The following is a 16,757-nucleotide window of genomic DNA, read 5'->3' as shown; positions in this document are numbered from 1 at the left end:
GCTCCTTGAGGGAACGTCAACACGGTCAGGCGGTCTTGGACTTGCGCGGCACGTAACGCAGGCTGAGCAGCACGATCGCGCCGAAGCACACCGCCACCGTCGCCGCGCCGATCCGCAGGCCGGTCAGCGCGTTGTTCATGGCGATCAGCGAGCCCAGCAGCGCGACGCCCATGGCCATGCCGACCTGGCGGGCGGTGTTCAGCACCCCGGAGCCGAGACCGGCGTAGGCCGGCTCGATCGACATCAGCGCGGCGGCGTTCAGGCTGGGCGAGAAGACGCCGCAACCGAGACCCGCCAGGGCGGTACCGATCACGAACAGCGGCCAGGTGGACGGGCCGTGGATGCCGAGCAGGACGAGCGCGCCGACGGTCGACGACAGCGCCCCGGTCCACAGCAGCACCCGCGGGCCGAACCCGACCAGCCGCCGGTTGAGCACGATGGTGCCGAACACCCAGGCGACGCTGAACGGGAGGAAGTACACACCGGTCCGCAGCGGGCTGACGTGCCAGTGCTGCTGCAAGTAGATGGCGAGCATGAACTGCATGCCGTAGCCGCCGAACTGGAAGGCGAAGCCGTTGGTGATGGACGCGGTGAACGAGGCCCGGCGGAAGATCACCAGCGGCAGCATCGGGTGCTTCGAGCGGTGCTCGATGGCCACGAAGCCGACCCCGGTGACCACGGCCAGCGCCAGCAGCAGCAGCGGCAGCGTCCCGGCCCAGCCCAGCGGTCCGCCCTCGATCAGGTAGGCCACCGCCGCCGAGAGCGAGACCATGGCGGTGAGCTGTCCCGGCAGGTCGGGCCGGGAGTCGCGGCGCGCGGTTTCCCGGGCGAAGCGCTTGGCCAGGTAGAAGGTGATCAGGCCGACCGGCACGTTGATGATGAAGATCGAGCGCCAGCCCCACACGTCGGTCAGGAACCCGCCGCCGAGCGGTCCGGCGACCAGCGCCAGACCACCGGTGGCGCCCCAGATGGTGATCGCCTTGGCCCGCTCCAGCGGGTCCGGGTAGGTCCGGGCGATCATGGCCAGCGTGGTCGGCAGCAGCCCGCCGGCGGCGATGCCCTGCAGGAACCGGGCGGCGACCAGCACGCTCAGCGTCGGGCTGAGGCTGCACAGCAGCGAGGCGACGGTGAACGCCAGCAGGGAGGAGGTGAACAGCCGCCGCGCGCCCCAGCGGTCGGCGATGCTGCCCGCCGTGAGCAGCACGCTGGCCAACGGGATGGTGTAGACGTTCACCACCCACTGCAACGCCGACATCGAGCCGTGCACGTCGTGCTCGATGGAGGGCAGCGCCACGTTCAGCGCGCTGCCGTCCAGCAGGATCATGAAGAAGCCGAGGCAGACCGCCGCCAGGGCCAGGCGGGTGTGCAACTGGGGGACGGGGGCGTCCCCGGACGGCGCGGCGCCCGTGCCCGGTCGGTTCGACGGCTTCGCGGACACCGGGGCGGACACCGGGGTCGAGGCCGAGATCGAGGTTGTCATGGGTTGGTATCTCCCTTGGAGCGTGCTTGGAGCGGTTGTCGCGAGGTCAGGCGCCGGGGGTACCGGCGGCGGGTGCGGCCGGAGCGGCCAGCAGGTTCTCCACGGCGTGCAGGGCGCCCCGGGTGGCCCGGTTGAAGGCTTCCGGGTCCTGGTGGGCGCGGGCGAGGACGTAGCCGCCCTGCACACTGGCGGCCACCAGCGCGGCGGCGGCGCCGGTGTCGGCGTCGGCCCGCAGCTCGCCGCGCGCCACACCCTCCTCCAGCACCTGGTGTATCCGCTGCTCCAGCCAGAGGAAGAACTCCTCCGCCGGGGCGCGCAGGTTCGGGTCGGTGACCACGTCGTAGTCCTGGACCAGTCGGCCGACCCGGCAGCCCATGAGCGGCGCGCGCTCCAGCGTCAGGTAGCGGCGGATCCGGTCCAGCACCGGGCCCGGCTGGTCGAGGGCGCCCTCGGCCGCCGCCCGGAGCAGCGCGGTCGAGCGCCGCAGCGCGACCGCGGCCAAGTCTGCCTTGCTGGTGAAGTGGTGGTACATGGTGCCTCGGCCGACACCGGCCCGCTCCTGGATCATGGCCGGGCTGGCGCCCGCGTATCCACGCTCCCAGAGCAGGTCGGACGCGGCGGCGACGAGAGCGGTCCGGGTCTGTGCGCCACGCGTGGTCGCGGCGGGTTGGACAGGGCTCACGGCTGTTCCCTCCTTGGGGGGGCGGACCGCTCCGGTGGGGCGGCGCGGTCCGCCGGTGGGGCGGCGGGTGGTTCGCGGGGGTGGTGCTCTTCGTGGGGGCGGATCAACGGGGTCGGACGGTCGGGCGGGTCGGGCGGGTCAGGCGGCGGTCAGGTCGGCGGGGGTGCGGTGGCGCAGCAGGCCCTGGTCGCGGAGCTCGCGCAGCGCCACCTTTCCGGCGCTGTTGTAGGGGATCCGGGACACCTCGACGACCGTGGAGTCGTCGGTGTACCGGTCGAGCACGGCCACCACGTGCCCGCGCGCCTGCTCGGCGGCGCGCTCGGCCAGCTCCGGACGGAGCACCAGCACCGCGATCGCGTGCTCCGGCGCGTCCTCGGCCCCGGTCACGCAGACGTCCAGCACGGCCGGGTGCTCCTTGATCTCGCCCTCGACCCGGACCACGTCCAGCCGGGTCTCCACCGCGCGCGGGTCGCCGCTGGACCGCGCGGTGACGTACAGCCGGCCGTGGCTGTCCACCCGGCCGAAGTCGCTGGTGAGGATGTGCCGGCGGCCGTCGAGCTGGACGGTGTCCAGCGGCCGGTGCACGTACTCGTCCATGGCGTAGGCGCTGTCGATGGCGAGCTGGCCGACGTGACCGGTGCCGAGCGGCAGCAGGCTCTCCGGGTCCAGCGCGCGGACGGTCACGCCCGGCATGAACCGCCCGGACGAGTACGGGTCGGCGGCCAGGTCGCCCGGGTCCGCCATCGAGTTGATGCCGGTCTCGGTGGTCGCGTAGTACAGGTGCAGCACGTCCCCCAGTAGCCGGGCGGACTGGCGGACGGCGCGCGGGCTGAGGTGCCGCCCGCCGCTGAGCAGGAAGCGCAGCCGGGTCAGGTCCGGCCGGACCGGCGCGGCCTCGGCCGCCTCCAGCAGCTCCTCCAGGAACGGCGGCACCAGGAACCCGCCGGTCAGCCGCTCCTCGGCGAGCACCCGCAGCGCCTGCGCCGGATCGGCCGGGCCGAGCCGCACCGAGCCGCCCAGCGCCAGCGCGGCGCTGACCCAGACATGGCCGGAGGCGAACGCCAGCGGCGAGGTGATCAGGAACGAGTCGCCGGGACCGAAGCCGAGCCGGTCCCGCAGGTAGGCCACCCGCTGGTTCTCGGTGCGCCGCCGCCGGACGAAGAGCTTGGGCGTGCCGGTGGTCCCGCTGGTGAAACCGAGCGTCAGGAACGGCGGGTTCTGCCAGGACGCGGCCGGGGCGGTGAACCCGGCGGCGCCCAGGTAGTGCGTGGCGCGGGTGTCGAAGGCCGGGAAGCCGACCATGTCCAGCAGCAGCGCGGAGTCCGACCAACGGTCCCGGAAGTCGGCCGGGAGGTTGGGCAGCGCGCTGTCGAAGACGATCAGCGTGGGGCCCACGGACTCCAGTTGCTCGCGGATGGTGGCCGCGTCCCGGGCCGGGTCCACCCCGACCCAGGGCACCCCGAGCGAGGTGAGCGCGGCGGTCACGGCGACCACCCGGACGCTGTTCCCGGCCACCACCACCGCCCGGTTCCGGTCGTCCGGGTCCAGGCTCCTGGTCAACCAGGAACGCAACGCGGTTATCTCGTCCGCTAACTGATTCCAGGTCAGGGATTTCTCGCCGTCGCTGACGGCGACCGCGGTGCCGGCGGTGAGAGCGTGTTCGCGTACCGCCTCGATGGTGATCATGGTGTTCCTCCTTCGGTGGGAGAGGTCAACTGGCAACGGGTACGGCGAGTTGGACGATGGCCTGGAGTCCGGCGGCGCCGATCCGGGTCGCGCCGCGGCGCAGGCAGGCCCGGGCGATCTCGTCACCCTGGAGCAGCGTGCGGGAGTTGACGTGGGGTCGGGCGCCGATCGCGGTCACCCACTGCACCGACTCCACCGGCGGGCCGTAGGAGAACCGGGCCGGGTGCGCCACCGCGTCGCGGTCCATCACCTGGAAGGTCACGTCGGCCACGTCGATGCCGCCGGTCTCGTACCCCGGTCCGTCCAGGTCCGGGATGACGAACGCCCGGCAGCCGCCGGCCTCGCGCAGCGAACGCAGCAGCGGGTCACTGGCCCGGCGCACGTCGGTCAGCGGCAGGTGCGCCTCGATCAGCGACCGGGCCCGCACCAGCGTGCCGGGCACCCGGGCGGACGTGGCCGTGAACAGGCCCTCCTGCTCGTCGGCGGCGACCCGCATCCCCGGACCCATCGGTTCCACGATCCCGGCGTCGATCAGCGCCAGCAGTTGCTCCACCCGGGTCGCCGGGGGGCCGCTGGCCGCGTAGTTGCACAGCCCGCTGAACCAGCGGTCGATGTGGTCGCGGTAGGAGGCGCCGCTGATGCCCCGGTGCGAGACCACCTGCCGCACCTCGTCGCGCAGGTCCCGCATCGCGGCGGCGGCGGCCTTCACCGCGCTGGCGTCCGGACCCAGCCGGGAGTGCCGCAGGTCCTCGGTCAGCTGCGCGGTGATCCAGCTCCGGAAGTCCGCCTGGTCGGCGAACTCCACCCGGTCCGCCGGGCGGTCCAGCAGCTCCCAGTCCCAGCGCTGCGCCGGGTCCGGCACCAGCTCGGCGATCAGCTGCTCCATCGCGTCGCTGCCCCAGGCGTACGCCGGGTACTCGGTCCGCAGCCGGGCCAGCCGCTCGGGCTCGCCGTCGGCCAGCAGCGCCTGGTAGTACACCCAGCAGATCTCCTTCGAGACCAGCGGGAACAGGTCGCGGCGGAAGTCGTTGCGGCCGGTCCCGGCGGCGGTCCGGAGCCGGGCGATCTCCTCGGCGGTGACGAAGGTCGGCTGGTAGCGGGGGACGATCTCCTTGCGGATCTCGGCGCGCGAGCGGTACGGCATGCCCCGGCCTGAGCCGACGTACATCAGCGGCTCCGCGCCGCTCGGCCGGTAGCACAGGCGGCCTTCGGCGTCGCGGGTGAACCGGCCGCCGCGGCCCTCGCTGAGCAGCACCATGTAGTCGTAGAAGTTCAGCCCGAGCCCGCGCAGCAGCACCGGCTCGCCGGGGCGGGCACCCGCCAGGTCGGCCTCGCCGGGGCTGGCCGGGGGCACGTAGTGGACCGCGTGGCGGTTTGCGAAGTCGGTCAACTGCCGTTCTTTGTCCGTGGGTTCGACGTCGTAGTGGCCCTGGGCGAGGATCACCGCGTCCACCCGCAGCGGCAGCTCCTCGCCCTCCAGGCGGACCTCCTGCAGGCCGTCGGCGGTGTCGCTCAGCCCGATCGCCCGGGTGCGGTGCACCCGCACCGAGACCTCGGCCGGGGCCTTGGCCACGATGTGCCGGAACGCCCAGGCCAGGTACTCGCCCTGGAGCGCGCGGGAGGCGTAGGACCAGGGCAGCAGGGCGGCGGCCTCCACCCGCCCCTCCGGGGTGATCCCCTCGACCTCGCCGCGGGCGACCATGCAGGCCCACTGGTACTGGGTCGGTCCGGGGGTCAGCGGGCCGTCGCAGGTCACGGTCTGGTCGGTGAACACGGTCACGTCGCCGGCCACGGTGTTCATCAGCAGCTGGCGCGGGTGGTCCAGGTTCCACACCCGGCCGCCACCGGCCGGGTACGGGTCGACCACGTGCACCTCGATCGGCAGGCCCTGGGCCAGGACCTCGGCGTTCGCGCAGATCCGCTCCAGCGCCACGGTTCCGCGCGGACCGGCGCCGACGACGCAGATGCGTATCGCCTGTGGGGACATCATGTGCTCCTTTGCTGCGGTCGGGGAGGGGGTGCGGTCAGGACCGGACGGTCCAGGTGTCGGATCCGGTGAGCAGGGCGTTCAGGTCGCCGTCGCCCTGCCGGACGGTGGCCTCGACCAGTTGGTCGGCCATGAGGTCGTCGTAGACCGGGCGTCGCACGCTGCGCAGGATGCCGATGGGGGTGTGGTGGAGGGTGTCGGGGTCGGCGAGGCGGGTGAGGGCGAAGGCGGTGGTGGGGCTGGTGGCGTTGGCGTCGTGGATCAGGACGTCGGCGGTGTTGGTGTCGGTGACCGGGGCGGTGGTCAGGTCGCCGGTGTTCGGGTCGCGGAAGACGCCGTGGGTGTTGTCGGTGCCGAAGCGGATGGGTTGTCCGTGTTCGAGGCGGATCAGTGCCTGTTCGCGGGTTTCGGGTTCTTTGAGGGCGTCGAAGGCGCCGTCGTTGAAGATGTTGCAGTTCTGGTAGATCTCGACGAGGGCGGTGCCCTGGTGTTCGGCGGCGGCTCGCAGGACCGACTGGAGGTGTTTGCGGTCGGAGTCGATGGTGCGGGCGACGAAGGTGGCTTCGGCGCCGAGGGCCAGGGAGAGCGGGTTGAAGGGGTGGTCGAGTGAGCCCATGGGGGTGGACTTGGTGATCTTCCCGGTTTCGCTGGTGGGTGAGTACTGGCCTTTGGTGAGGCCGTAGATGCGGTTGTTGAAGAGCAGGATCTTCAGGTTGACGTTGCGGCGCAGGGCGTGGATCAGGTGGTTGCCGCCGATGGAGAGGGCGTCGCCGTCGCCGGTGACCACCCAGACCGACAGGTCGCGGCGGCTGGTGGCCAGGCCGGTGGCGATCGAGGGGGCGCGGCCGTGGATCGAGTGCATGCCGTAGGTGTCGAGGTAGTAGGGGAAGCGGGAGGAGCAGCCGATGCCGGAGACGAAGCAGATGTTCTCCTTGGCCAGGCCCAGCTCCGGCAGGAAGGACTGGACCGCGGCGAGGATCGCGTAGTCGCCGCAGCCGGGGCACCAGCGCACCTCCTGGTCCGACTTGAAGTCCTTGGCGGTCTGCGGGCCACTGGCCTTGGGAACCAGCGTCAGCGAGGGGAAGCGGGAGTCAGCCACGGTGGCCCTCCAACTCGGCGGTGATCGTGTCGGCGAGCTGGTCGGCCTTGAACGGCAGGCCGGTCACCTGGTTCACCGAGTGGACGTCCACCAGGTACTTGGCCCGCAGCAGGTGGGCGAGCTGGCCCAGGTTCATCTCGGGGACGATGACCCGGTCGTAGCCGGCCAGGACGCTGCCGAGGTTCGCCGGGAACGGGTTGAGGTGCCGCAGGTGCGCCTGGGCGACCCGGCCGCCGGCGGTGCGGACCTGGCGGACGGCGGCGGCGATCGGCCCGTAGGTCGAGCCCCAGCCGAGCACCAGCACCCGGGCGGAGCGGGAGGGGTCGTCCACCGCCAGCTCCGGCACGGTGATGCCGTCGATCTTGGCCTGGCGGGTGCGGACCATGTGGTCGTGGTTGGCCGGGTCGTAGGAGATGCCGCCGGTGCCGTCCTGCTTCTCGATCCCGCCGATGCGGTGCTCCAGGCCGGGGGTGCCGGGCACAGCCCAGGGCCGGGCCAGCGTCTCCGGGTCGCGCAGGTAGGGCCAGAAGGAGCCGTCCGGCCGGTTCGGCTCGGTGGCGAACTCGGTGGACAGGTCCGGCAGTTCACTGGGCTCCGGGATCCGCCAGGGTTCGGAGCCGTTGGCCAGGTAGCCGTCGGAGAGCAGGAAGACCGGGGTGCGGTAGGTCAGCGCGATCCGCGCCGCCTCCAGCGCCGCGGTGAAGCACTCCCCCGCCGTCGCCGGGGCCACCACCGGTACCGGCGCCTCGCCGTTGCGGCCGTACATCGCCTGGAGCAGGTCCGCCTGCTCGGTCTTGGTCGGCAGTCCGGTGGAGGGGCCGCCGCGTTGGATGTCGACGATCACCAGTGGCAGTTCCAGTGAGACCGCCAGTCCGATCGCCTCGGACTTCAGTGCCACGCCGGGGCCGGAGGTGGTGGTCACCCCCAGCGCGCCGCCGAAGGCCGCGCCGATGGCCGCGCCGACCCCGGCGATCTCGTCCTCCGCCTGGAAGGTCCGCACCCCGAAGTTCTTGTGCTTGCTCAACTCGTGCAGGATGTCCGAGGCCGGGGTGATCGGGTAGGAGCCGAGGAACAGCGGCAGCCCCGACTGCTTCGAGGCCGCCACCAGCCCGTAGGACAGGGCCAGGTTCCCGGAGATGTTGCGGTAGCGGCCGGGCGCGAACGCCGCCGTGGCCGGGGCCACCTCGTAGGAGACCGCGAAGTCCTCGGTGGTCTCGCCGTAGTTCCACCCCGCCTTGAACGCCAGCACGTTCGCCTCGGCGATCAGCGGCTTCCTCGCGAACTTGGTCCGCAGGAACCGCTCGGTACCCTCGGTCGGCCGGTGGTACATCCACGACAGCAGACCCAGCGCGAACATGTTCTTCGCCCGCTCCGCGTCCTTGCGCGACAGCCCCGAGTCCTTCAACGCCTCCACCGTCAGCGTGGTCAGCGGCACCGGGTGCACCGCGTAGGCCGACAGCGTGCCGTCGTCCAGCGGGTCGGCCCGGAAGCCGACCTTGGCCAGTGCCCGCTTGGTGAACTCGTCGGTGTCCACGATGATCTCGGCGCCGCGCCGCAGGTCGCCCAGGTTCGCCTGCAACGCCGCCGGGTTCATCGCCACCAGTACGTCCGGGGCGTCGCCCGGGGTGAGGATGTCGTGGTCGGCGAAGTGCAGCTGGAACGAGGAGACCCCGAGCAGCGTGCCTGCGGGGGCGCGGATCTCGGCCGGGAAGTTCGGCAGTGTCGACAGGTCGTTGCCGAACCCCGCCGTCTCGGTGGTGAACCGGTCCCCGGTCAGCTGCATCCCGTCGCCCGAGTCGCCCGCGAACCGGATCACCACCCGGTCCACCCGCAGGGTCTGCTTCGTCGTCACCAACGGCGGCAGTTGCGCCGCCTCGCTGACGGTGGTCATGAGGACTCCAATCCGGTTTCCCGGAACAGCGTCCGGAAGTAGTCGATGTCGCCGACCAGGCCGGAGAGCAGGTGGCTCATCGGCGGCACGGAGCCGTCGCTGGACCGCAGCAGCTCCGCGTTGCGGCGCAGGCTCGGCTGGGAGAGCGGCAGCGCGCCGGACGAGAGGTAGCGGATGGCCCCCTCGGAGTCGCGCCGGGGGATGATCTCGGACCGGGCGTAGCGGCTGGCGCTGAACGGGATGTCCAGGTGGCCCTCCTCGAAGGCGTGGACGATGGCCTTGATCGTGTCCGGCTGCTCCAGCAGCGGCTCCACGATCTCGGCGACCTCGGCGAGCACCCAGTCCAGTTCCTCGTCGAGCTTCTCCTGGTCGAGGGTGACGAAGGCCAGCAGCGGGGAGTTGGCCCGGTTGGCGAGCCGCAGCCCGGCGGCGTTCGCCCGGGTGTCCGGGATGCCGTAGGCCTCCTGGTAGGTCTTGGTGATGAGCTTGGAGGCACCGCCGAGCCGGGCGATCAGGGCGCCGTAGAAGATCAGGTCCTCGGCGTTGTCGCGCAGCCGCGGGAAGACCCCCATGAACTCGTGCAGCACCGCGTGCACCCGGACGTTGCTGGGCAGGTAGCGCTCGGCCAGGAAGGGGATGGCGCGCAGCGCGGCCACGTCCTGGGCCAGGTGCCCGCCCTGCGGGTAGGCGATGGAGACGCACCGGACGCCGGCCCGGGCCGCGAGCACCGCCTCCATCACGCTGATCGCCAGGCTGATCGACGGCGGCACCAGTACCGCTGTCAGGGTGCCGAACAGCTCCCGGTCGATGACCACGCCCAGGTCGGCCAGTTCACCGCAGCGCTGGTCGACCTCCTGCCAGGCCTCCAGCGAGTCGGACAGCGGGACGGCCTTGGAGTAGGGGAGGTTGTAGGAGACGCCGCCGCCCTCGAACGAGGTGATCCCGGAGGCCACCGAGACGTCGAACAGGATCCGGGCGTCCGGCGAGCCGTGGCGGATCTCCAGCGGGGCCTTGACCGACTCGTTGAGCTCCCGGCCGCGCTCCCAGCCGTGGGTCACCAGCGGGTAGCCGTTGAGGTCGCCCGGGTTGCGGTTCAGCGTGCGCAGCGCCTGCTCGAAGCGTTTCAGCCGGGTGTGCGCGTCGATGGTCAGGGTCAGGATGTCCGGGGCGGACTCCTCCTCCAGCTCCAGCAGCAGCGACTTCATCTCCTGGTGGCCGCCGACGCCGCAGCGCGGCTGGATCGCCACCCGGCCGTCGGCGTGCACCCGGGCCAGTACCTCGGCCGCGGTGGGCTTGCCGAGCCCGGCGATGTAGTCGACCGACTCCGCGAGCGGCGGGACGGACCCGTGGCCGGTCACGACGCGGCCCAGACGTACGCCGGGCCGTTGTTGGCGGTGTGCTGGTGGGACTGCCTGCCGACGCGCAACTTGTCGAGCAGCGGCGGCAGTTCGGCCGGGTCGTTGAGGATGTGGTCGACCCCGAGGGTGTACAGCCGGTCGTGCGCCGTGCCGTCCTTGTGGCTGCCGACGGAGAGGTTGCCGCCGACCACGACCGGGCAGCGGATGCTGCCCGACTCCTTGGCGGCGGTGAGGCCCCGCAGGTCCTCGTGGATGTGGCCGTTGAGGCTGCCGATGATGATCGCCTCGGCCTCCGGGTGCACCTGGTACGCCTCGATGAACTCCTCGATCGGGGTGCAGGTGCCGAGGTTGATGACGTTGAAGCCGAGTTCGCGCAGGGAGATGGCGATCAGGTGGTTCGCCACGGCGTGGCTGTCGCTCGCGGCGACGCCGAGGATGACCTTGCGCCGTACCGTGGGCTGGGCCGGCCTGGGGCTGGGGATGGAACGCATGGCTTGCTGCTCCTTCGCTGGGGTGGCCGTCGGGTTCAGTCGTCGAAGGCGGCGAACAGCTCGCGCCTGCTGACCGATTGGAGCCGGGCGACGTCGTACTCCTCGGCGTCGGCCACGGCCAGCGAGTCGAAGACGTAGCTGATGGCCGGGACCAGGCCCCACACCTCGTGGTACTCGGGCCAGCCCTGGTGCCCGGCGTCGATGTCGCGCTGGCGGGCGAAGATGTAGTCGAACCACTCGCGGCTGGACGGGTAGCGGTGGTGGTAGTCGTGGACGACCGTGTCACCGGTGAGCACCAGGTAGCGCGAGGGGGCGTGCACCAGCAGCATCCGCAGGGTCCACCGGGCCCAGGCCAGGGTCCGCCGGGCGAGCGGCAGTCGCGGGTCCGGGGTGGGCTCGCCGATGAAGATGGCGTTGGTCAGGCTGGCGAAGTAGGCCCGGCCGCGCCGGACCTCGACGCCGACCGGCGGGAAGGTGTGCTTGACGCAGAGCCGCAGGGTGTTGCTGATCTGGAACAGCGGGACCAGCGGGATCAGCCAGGCGACCAGGACCACCGGCCAGACGCCGGTGGCCACCGCGACGCCGGTGACAGTGCCGTAGAGCGCGATGGCTCCGGCCTTCTCACTGCGGGCCGACTCGTGCGAGAAGGAAAGAATGCGGGAGATTCCGAAAGCCAGGTGGAAACGCGGCGAGACGAGCTTTCCGAGAAGTCGCCGCCACATCTGCCGACGGGTCATTCCGGGGTGCATGTCCAGGCTCACCAGGAATGCCTGCACGGTGGGGTCGCGCAGTGTCATGTGGTGCGCGGCGTGGTGGTCGCTGACGTGTTCGCGGCTGTATCGCGCGAAGTTCTGGATGACCAGCAGGCTGGAGGTGGCCCGGCCGATCACCAGGTCGAGCCGGCGCTTCCGGTACATGTTCCGGTGGGAGCACTGGTGGTAGACCATCATCCGCAGGTTCCGCATGCCGTGCAGGGTCACCGCCCAGCCGAGCAGCAGCAGCGCCAGGTACCAGCCGCCGAGATTCCAGGCCAGCGTGGAGACGGTGATCCCGGCGGCCATCGCGGCGACGGCCGAGAGCAGGTGGAACGTCGGGGTCCAGCGCGGCGGGGTCTGCTCGGCGAGCGGCTTCCCGGTGAACACGGTGAGCGGGAACTGGAGGGCGCGGGGGAGGGACCGCATGGTCTCCCGGGGGTTCGGTATTTCCGTTTCCCGGCTCTCGGACCTGTCGGTCCTTAAGGCTTCGATCACGGACACGGTTCTGCTCCTTGTTTTCCGACACGGGCTCGGATGGATTTCCGACGGGATACCGGTCGGGTTTCCGTGACTATTTCTATCCGGTTTTACCGGGCAGGTGAATTGAACCTTCGGCCATGGAACTTTGGGCCAGGTGGTCCTCGCGTCCGGCCGCGCCGTCGGGACCGCCGTCGGTACCGCCGTCGGTCGTGCCGTTGTCGAGCAGGGACCAGTGCGACTGCGCCACCAGTCCGGCCTGAAGCCTCGACTCGACCTGAAGCTTGGCCATGATCGAAGCCACGTGCGCCTTCACCGTCCGCTCGGTGACGTCCAGTCGCGCGGAGATCTTCCGGTTGCAGCAGCCCGCGCCCAGTAACAGGAAGACCTCTCGCTCGCGTGCGGACAGCAGCGCCGCACGTTCCGCCTCCCGGCTCCAGTCGGGGAAGCCCGTGGTCCTCGTCATCAACCCACCTCTGTAGATCGCCGTCCACGTAGGTACTTGAGAGCAACTATAGACTGGAGAGCAAGTTTTTTCCACGTGCGGGTTCTATGTGATCTGTGTCACAGCGACTTGGAAGATTTATGGGCAAGTCGGCATGCAACCACCCCGTCGTGTCTCACATGTTGAGATGGTCGGGAGTAGCAGAGTGCCCCTAGGGATCAAAGTTGGTCTCAGGTGTATTTTTGTATCGCGCTCGCATGCACGACTGCTTCCCCACCTGTCCCGGGGAGCAGCACGCGTTCCTGCCTCTTCTGTATGCCGAAGGTGGACCACCACATGGAGCACACAAGTCAGATCTGCGAGACCCCCGTCGCCGTCGTCGGCCTCGGCTGCCGGTTCCCCGGCGCGAACAGCCCCGAGCAGTTCTGGGCCAACCTGCTCGCCAACGTCGACGCGGTCGGCGAGGTCCCGGGCGACCGGTTCGATCTCTCCGCGCACTACGACCCGCAGCCCGAGACGCCGGGGAAGACCGTCTCCCGGCACGGCGGGTTCCTGGACGACCCGTTCGCGTTCGACGCCGGGTTCTTCGGCATCTCGCCGGTGGAGGCCACCACCATGGACCCGCAGCAGCGCATCCTGCTGCAAGTGGTGTGGGAGGCACTGGAGGCCGCCGGGATCCGCCCGTCGGCCCTGGCCGGAAGCCGCAGCGGGGTGTTCGTCGGCCAGGCCACGGCCGAGTACGCCGAGACCGCCTATCTCTCCGACGGCCCGACCATCCGCAACGCGGCCGGCTGCCGACTGCGCGCGGTCACCGCCGGGCGGGTGTCGTACGCGCTGGACCTGCGCGGGCCCAGCCTGGTGCTGGACACCGCCTGCTCGTCCTCGCTGGTCGCGGTGCACAGCGCCCGGCAGAGCCTGCTGGCGGGGGAGTGCGACCTCGCCATCGCGGGCGGCGTGAACATCATCCTCTCCCCGGAGGACTCGATCGCCTACTCCCAGGGCGGCATGCTCTCCCCGCGCGGACGCTGCCGCTTCGGCGACGCCTCGGCGGACGGTTTCGTGCGCAGCGAGGGCGTGGGCGTGGTGGTGCTCAAGCGGCTCGCCGACGCGCTGCGCGACGACGACACGGTGCTGGCGACGCTGCTGGGCAGCGCGGTCACCAACGACGGCCGGGGCAGCGGACTGCTGTTGCAGCCCGCGGTGTCCGGCCAGGTCGACATGGTCCGCGAGGCCTGCCTGGCGGCCGGGGTCACCCCGGGCCGCCTGGACTACGTCGAGGCGCACGGCACCGGTACCCGGGTGGGCGACTCGGTCGAGTTGCGGGCGCTCGCCGCCGCCGCCGAGCGTCCGGCCGACCGGCCGCTGCTGACCGGCTCGGTGAAGTCCAACATCGGCCACGCGGAGGCCGCGGCCGGGATCGCGGGTATGATCAAGGCGGTGCTGATCGCCCGTCACGGCGTCGTCCCGGCCTCGCTGCACTGCGAGCAGCCGAGCCCGGTGATCGCCGACGGACAGCTGTCGGTGGCCGTGGTCACCCGCAACCAGCCGCTGGCGCCGATGGGCGACACCGCCCTGGTCGGGGTCAGCTCCTTCGGTATATCCGGCACCAACGCGCACGCGGTGATCGGCGAGTACCGCGCTCCGGCCGCCCCTGCCCCGGCCGCCGCGGACCCCGGTCAACCGCACCTGCTGGTGCTCAGCGCCCGCTCGCGGCGCGCGCTGGTCCGGGCGGCCGACGCCTACGCGGCCCACCTGGAGCCCGGCGGCCGGGGCCGCGGGTACCCGCTGCGCGACCTGTGCGCCGCCGCCGCGCTGCGCCGGGACGCCCACCCGTACCGGATGTGGGTCACCGGGACCACGCACGACGACCTCGCGCGGCAACTGCGGGCGCTGGCCCGGGGCGAGGCGACGGCCGACGGCGGCCAGGCCGAGGCCGGTTTCGGCGGGGTGCGCCGGAACGCCTTCGTCTTCCCCGGGCAGGGCTCGCAGTGGCTCGGCATGGGCCGCGGGCTGCTCGCCTCCTCGGCCGCGTTCCGGTCCGAGCTGACCGCCTGCGACGCCGCCATCCAGGACGAACTCGGCTGGTCGGTACTGGAGTTGCTGACCGAGGCGAAGGAGTTCCCGACCGCGATCGACCGGGTGCAGCCCGCGCTGTGGGCGATCGAGGTGGCGCTCGCCGCCGCGCTGGCCGAGGCCGGGGTGCGGCCCGACGTCTGCGTGGGCCACAGCATGGGCGAGACGGCCGCGGCCCGGGTGGCCGGGGCGCTCAGCCTGCGCGACGCCTGCGCGGTGATCTGCCGCCGGAGCCGGCTGATGCGCCGACTGGCGGGCCAAGGGGCCATGCTGGCGGTGGAGTTGTCGGCGGACGAGGCCGAGGCGGCGATCGCCGGGTACGGCGGCACGGTCTGCGTCGCGGTGGAGAACTCGCCGCTGTCCACCGTGGTCGCCGGGCCGCAGGCCGAACTCGCGGAACTGGCCGAGCGGTTACGCGCGCGCGAGGTGTTCTGCCGACTGGTGAAGGTGGAGGTCGCCTCGCACTCCCCGGGCATGGACCAGCTGCGGGCCGACCTGCTGGCCGCGCTGGAGCCGCTGGAGCCCCGTTCGGTGGCCACCGCCATGGTCTCCAGCGTGCTGGCCGCGCCGGTCGACGGTGCCGAACTGGGCCCCGGCTACTGGATGGACAACCTGCGCCGACCGGTGCGCTTCGCCGGGACGGTGCGCGCCATGGCCGACGCCGGGGACACGGTGTTCGTGGAGATCAGCCCGCACCCGGTGCTCACCGGCGCGATCGAGGAGACCCTGGGCGGCGTCGGCGGCAGCGCGGTGCCGACCCTGCGCCGGGCCGAGGACGAACGGATGGCGCTGGTCCGGGCGGTCGGCCAGGTCTTCGCGCACGGCGGCCGGGTCGACTGGGAGCGCTGGTTCGCCATTCCCGCCCCCAACGTCCCGCTGCCGACCTACGCCTGGGACCAGACCCCGCTGCGGCAGCGGGCGGCGCGACCGGCCGCGGGCGCCGAGGCCGCGGCGGTCCGGGAGACCACGCTGGCGCAGTGGGGCTCGCGGGACTGGGGCGAGGGGGTGACCGTGCACGGCGTCGCGCCGGTCGTCCCCACCGTACACGCGGCGGCCATCCTGGAGGCGGCGGCCGGCGTCCTGCCCGGCGTCGAACTGGCCCTGCGCGACCTGAAGTTGGTCGGCCCCCCGGTGACCGTGGACGAGGCGGACCGGACCAGCCTGCGGGTCACCGTCGGCGGCGGCGACGGCGCCCGCCCGGTGCGGGTCGAGTCCTCCCGCGCGGGCGGCCCCTGGACCCTGTGCGCCACCGCCGAGGTGACCCCGAGCACCGCCGACCGGGGCAGCAGGGCGCCGGGCGCGCTGGACGCCGCGCTGTCGCGCTGCCGCCGCTACCTCTCGGCCGCCGACTTCCACGCGCTGGCGGAGGGGCAGGGCTACCAGGTCAGCGAGGCGTTCCGGAGCGTGGAGCAGCTGTGGCGGCGGGACGGCGAGGTGGTGGCCCGGATGCGCCGGGCGAAGGTCTCGCAGCCGGCCGCCTGGGAGACCGGTCTGCAGCCGCTGCTGGCCGCCTGGGCGACCGCCCGCGAGCCCGGCGGGTACACCCCGGTCCGCTTCGGCCGGATGGAGTTCCACGCCGACCTCACCGACGAGTTCTGGAGCGTCTGCCGGTTCACTCCGGCGCGCGGGGGGCGCCCGGCGCGGGCGGACGTGGTCCTGCTGGACCCCGAGGAGCGGGTGCTGGCCCGGATCCTGGGGATCGAACTGCTCCCGCTCGGCGGCCGGACGAGGCGGGTGGCGTCACCCCTGGCGTCACCCCTGGCGTCACCCCTGACGTCCCCGCTGGCCTCCCCGCTGGCCGAGGCGGCCGTGCGGTTGCGCGGCCGGGCCCGGGGGCTCTCGGCGGAGCTGCTGCGCCGGGGTACCGCCGCGCTGGCGGGCCTCGCGGGCCCGGCCCGGGCGGCGGCGGGTCCCTGGGAACCGGGCGGGCAAACGGAGTTGGCCGTCTCCCGTCAACTCCGGCCCGAGCTCCCGCGGGTATCCGCCGCGCCCGCCCCGGCGGCCGCGCCGACCAGCCCGGCGGAGGTCTTCCTGGAGCGGGCGGCGGAGGTGCTGGGCCTGTCGGTGACCGGCCTCGACCGCCGTCGTCCGCTGCGTGACCTGGGTCTGGACTCGCTGATGGCGACCCAGCTGCGGCGGCAGCTGCGCGAGGGCTGGCAGATCGAACTCACCGCCGGGCGTCTGCTGGGGCCGGAGAGTGTGGACAGTATTCTCGCTACGATCGGACAGTGATCCGCGCAACACCCTTCATTGCGAGACGTGGCCCACGTCCTGGGACCTTCCAGGACGTGGGCCACTTGCGCGCTGTGGGAGGCAATGGTCAAGAGTGGCGT

General features: G+C 72.2%; 11 protein-coding genes. 1 reads left to right on the top strand and 10 read right to left on the bottom strand.

Going from position 1 to position 16,757, the window contains the following annotated elements:
* Positions 1-25: 25 nt before the first annotated feature.
* From GXP74_RS26460 to GXP74_RS26415, 10 genes are all read right to left on the bottom strand, one after another.
* Entirely contained in the window at positions 26-1,480 is a 1,455-nt protein-coding gene (locus GXP74_RS26460; protein ID WP_225448205.1) for an MFS transporter, read from the bottom strand.
* A gap of 46 nt (positions 1,481-1,526) precedes the next feature.
* Positions 1,527-2,162 carry a TetR/AcrR family transcriptional regulator gene (locus GXP74_RS26455; protein ID WP_182453738.1) on the bottom strand — a complete coding sequence of 212 codons (636 nt, stop codon included), beginning with the start codon at positions 2,160-2,162 and terminating at the stop codon, positions 1,527-1,529.
* A 138-nt stretch (positions 2,163-2,300) separates the two neighbouring features.
* On the bottom strand, positions 2,301-3,848 hold the full coding sequence (locus GXP74_RS26450; protein WP_182453737.1) for a class I adenylate-forming enzyme family protein: 1,548 nt from the start codon (positions 3,846-3,848) through the stop codon (positions 2,301-2,303).
* A gap of 25 nt (positions 3,849-3,873) precedes the next feature.
* Entirely contained in the window at positions 3,874-5,835 is a 1,962-nt protein-coding gene (locus GXP74_RS26445; RefSeq protein WP_182453736.1) for an FAD/NAD(P)-binding domain-containing protein, read from the bottom strand.
* A 37-nt stretch (positions 5,836-5,872) separates the two neighbouring features.
* Positions 5,873-6,934, bottom strand: coding sequence for a 2-oxoacid:ferredoxin oxidoreductase subunit beta (locus tag GXP74_RS26440; RefSeq protein WP_182453735.1), 1,062 nt, complete (start codon positions 6,932-6,934; stop codon positions 5,873-5,875).
* A complete protein-coding gene (locus GXP74_RS26435; protein WP_182453734.1) occupies positions 6,927-8,825 on the bottom strand; it encodes a 2-oxoacid:acceptor oxidoreductase subunit alpha in 1,899 nt (632 codons plus the stop codon). Before GXP74_RS26435 ends, GXP74_RS26440 begins: the two co-directional genes overlap by 8 nt.
* Entirely contained in the window at positions 8,822-10,183 is a 1,362-nt protein-coding gene (locus GXP74_RS26430; RefSeq protein WP_225448204.1) for a methylaspartate mutase, read from the bottom strand. The genes GXP74_RS26435 and GXP74_RS26430 overlap by 4 nt, the downstream gene beginning before the upstream one ends.
* The gene (locus GXP74_RS26425; protein ID WP_182453733.1) at positions 10,180-10,674 is read right to left on the bottom strand and encodes a cobalamin-dependent protein; all 495 of its coding nucleotides are present in this window, start codon (positions 10,672-10,674) and stop codon (positions 10,180-10,182) included. The genes GXP74_RS26430 and GXP74_RS26425 overlap by 4 nt, the downstream gene beginning before the upstream one ends.
* Positions 10,675-10,709: 35 nt before the next feature.
* The gene (locus tag GXP74_RS26420; protein ID WP_182453732.1) at positions 10,710-11,855 is read right to left on the bottom strand and encodes a fatty acid desaturase; all 1,146 of its coding nucleotides are present in this window, start codon (positions 11,853-11,855) and stop codon (positions 10,710-10,712) included.
* 151 nt (positions 11,856-12,006) lie between these two features.
* Positions 12,007-12,372: a response regulator transcription factor gene (locus tag GXP74_RS26415; RefSeq protein WP_182453731.1), complete on the bottom strand. Its 366-nt coding sequence runs from the start codon at positions 12,370-12,372 to the stop codon at positions 12,007-12,009.
* A 315-nt stretch (positions 12,373-12,687) separates the two neighbouring features.
* Between GXP74_RS26415 and GXP74_RS26410 the strand changes: the two genes are divergently transcribed.
* Positions 12,688-16,656: a type I polyketide synthase gene (locus GXP74_RS26410; RefSeq protein ID WP_182453730.1), complete on the top strand. Its 3,969-nt coding sequence runs from the start codon at positions 12,688-12,690 to the stop codon at positions 16,654-16,656.
* The last annotated feature ends 101 nt before the right edge of the window (positions 16,657-16,757 follow it).

This window comes from Streptacidiphilus sp. P02-A3a, from assembly GCF_014084105.1.
GTDB lineage: Bacteria > Actinomycetota > Actinomycetes > Streptomycetales > Streptomycetaceae > Streptacidiphilus.
This window is presented reverse-complemented; position numbering and strand designations above follow the sequence as displayed.

Coding starts and splice junctions, on each gene's coding strand:
- GXP74_RS26460 (WP_225448205.1), bottom strand. CDS start 1,480: ATGACAACCTCGATCTCGGCCTCGACCCCGGTGTCCGCCCCGGTGTCC.
- GXP74_RS26450 (WP_182453737.1), bottom strand. CDS start 3,848: ATGATCACCATCGAGGCGGTACGCGAACACGCTCTCACCGCCGGCACC.
- GXP74_RS26445 (WP_182453736.1), bottom strand. CDS start 5,835: ATGTCCCCACAGGCGATACGCATCTGCGTCGTCGGCGCCGGTCCGCGC.
- GXP74_RS26435 (WP_182453734.1), bottom strand. CDS start 8,825: ATGACCACCGTCAGCGAGGCGGCGCAACTGCCGCCGTTGGTGACGACG.
- GXP74_RS26425 (WP_182453733.1), bottom strand. CDS start 10,674: ATGCGTTCCATCCCCAGCCCCAGGCCGGCCCAGCCCACGGTACGGCGC.
- GXP74_RS26420 (WP_182453732.1), bottom strand. CDS start 11,855: ATGCGGTCCCTCCCCCGCGCCCTCCAGTTCCCGCTCACCGTGTTCACC.
- GXP74_RS26415 (WP_182453731.1), bottom strand. CDS start 12,372: ATGACGAGGACCACGGGCTTCCCCGACTGGAGCCGGGAGGCGGAACGT.
- GXP74_RS26410 (WP_182453730.1), top strand. CDS start 12,688: ATGGAGCACACAAGTCAGATCTGCGAGACCCCCGTCGCCGTCGTCGGC.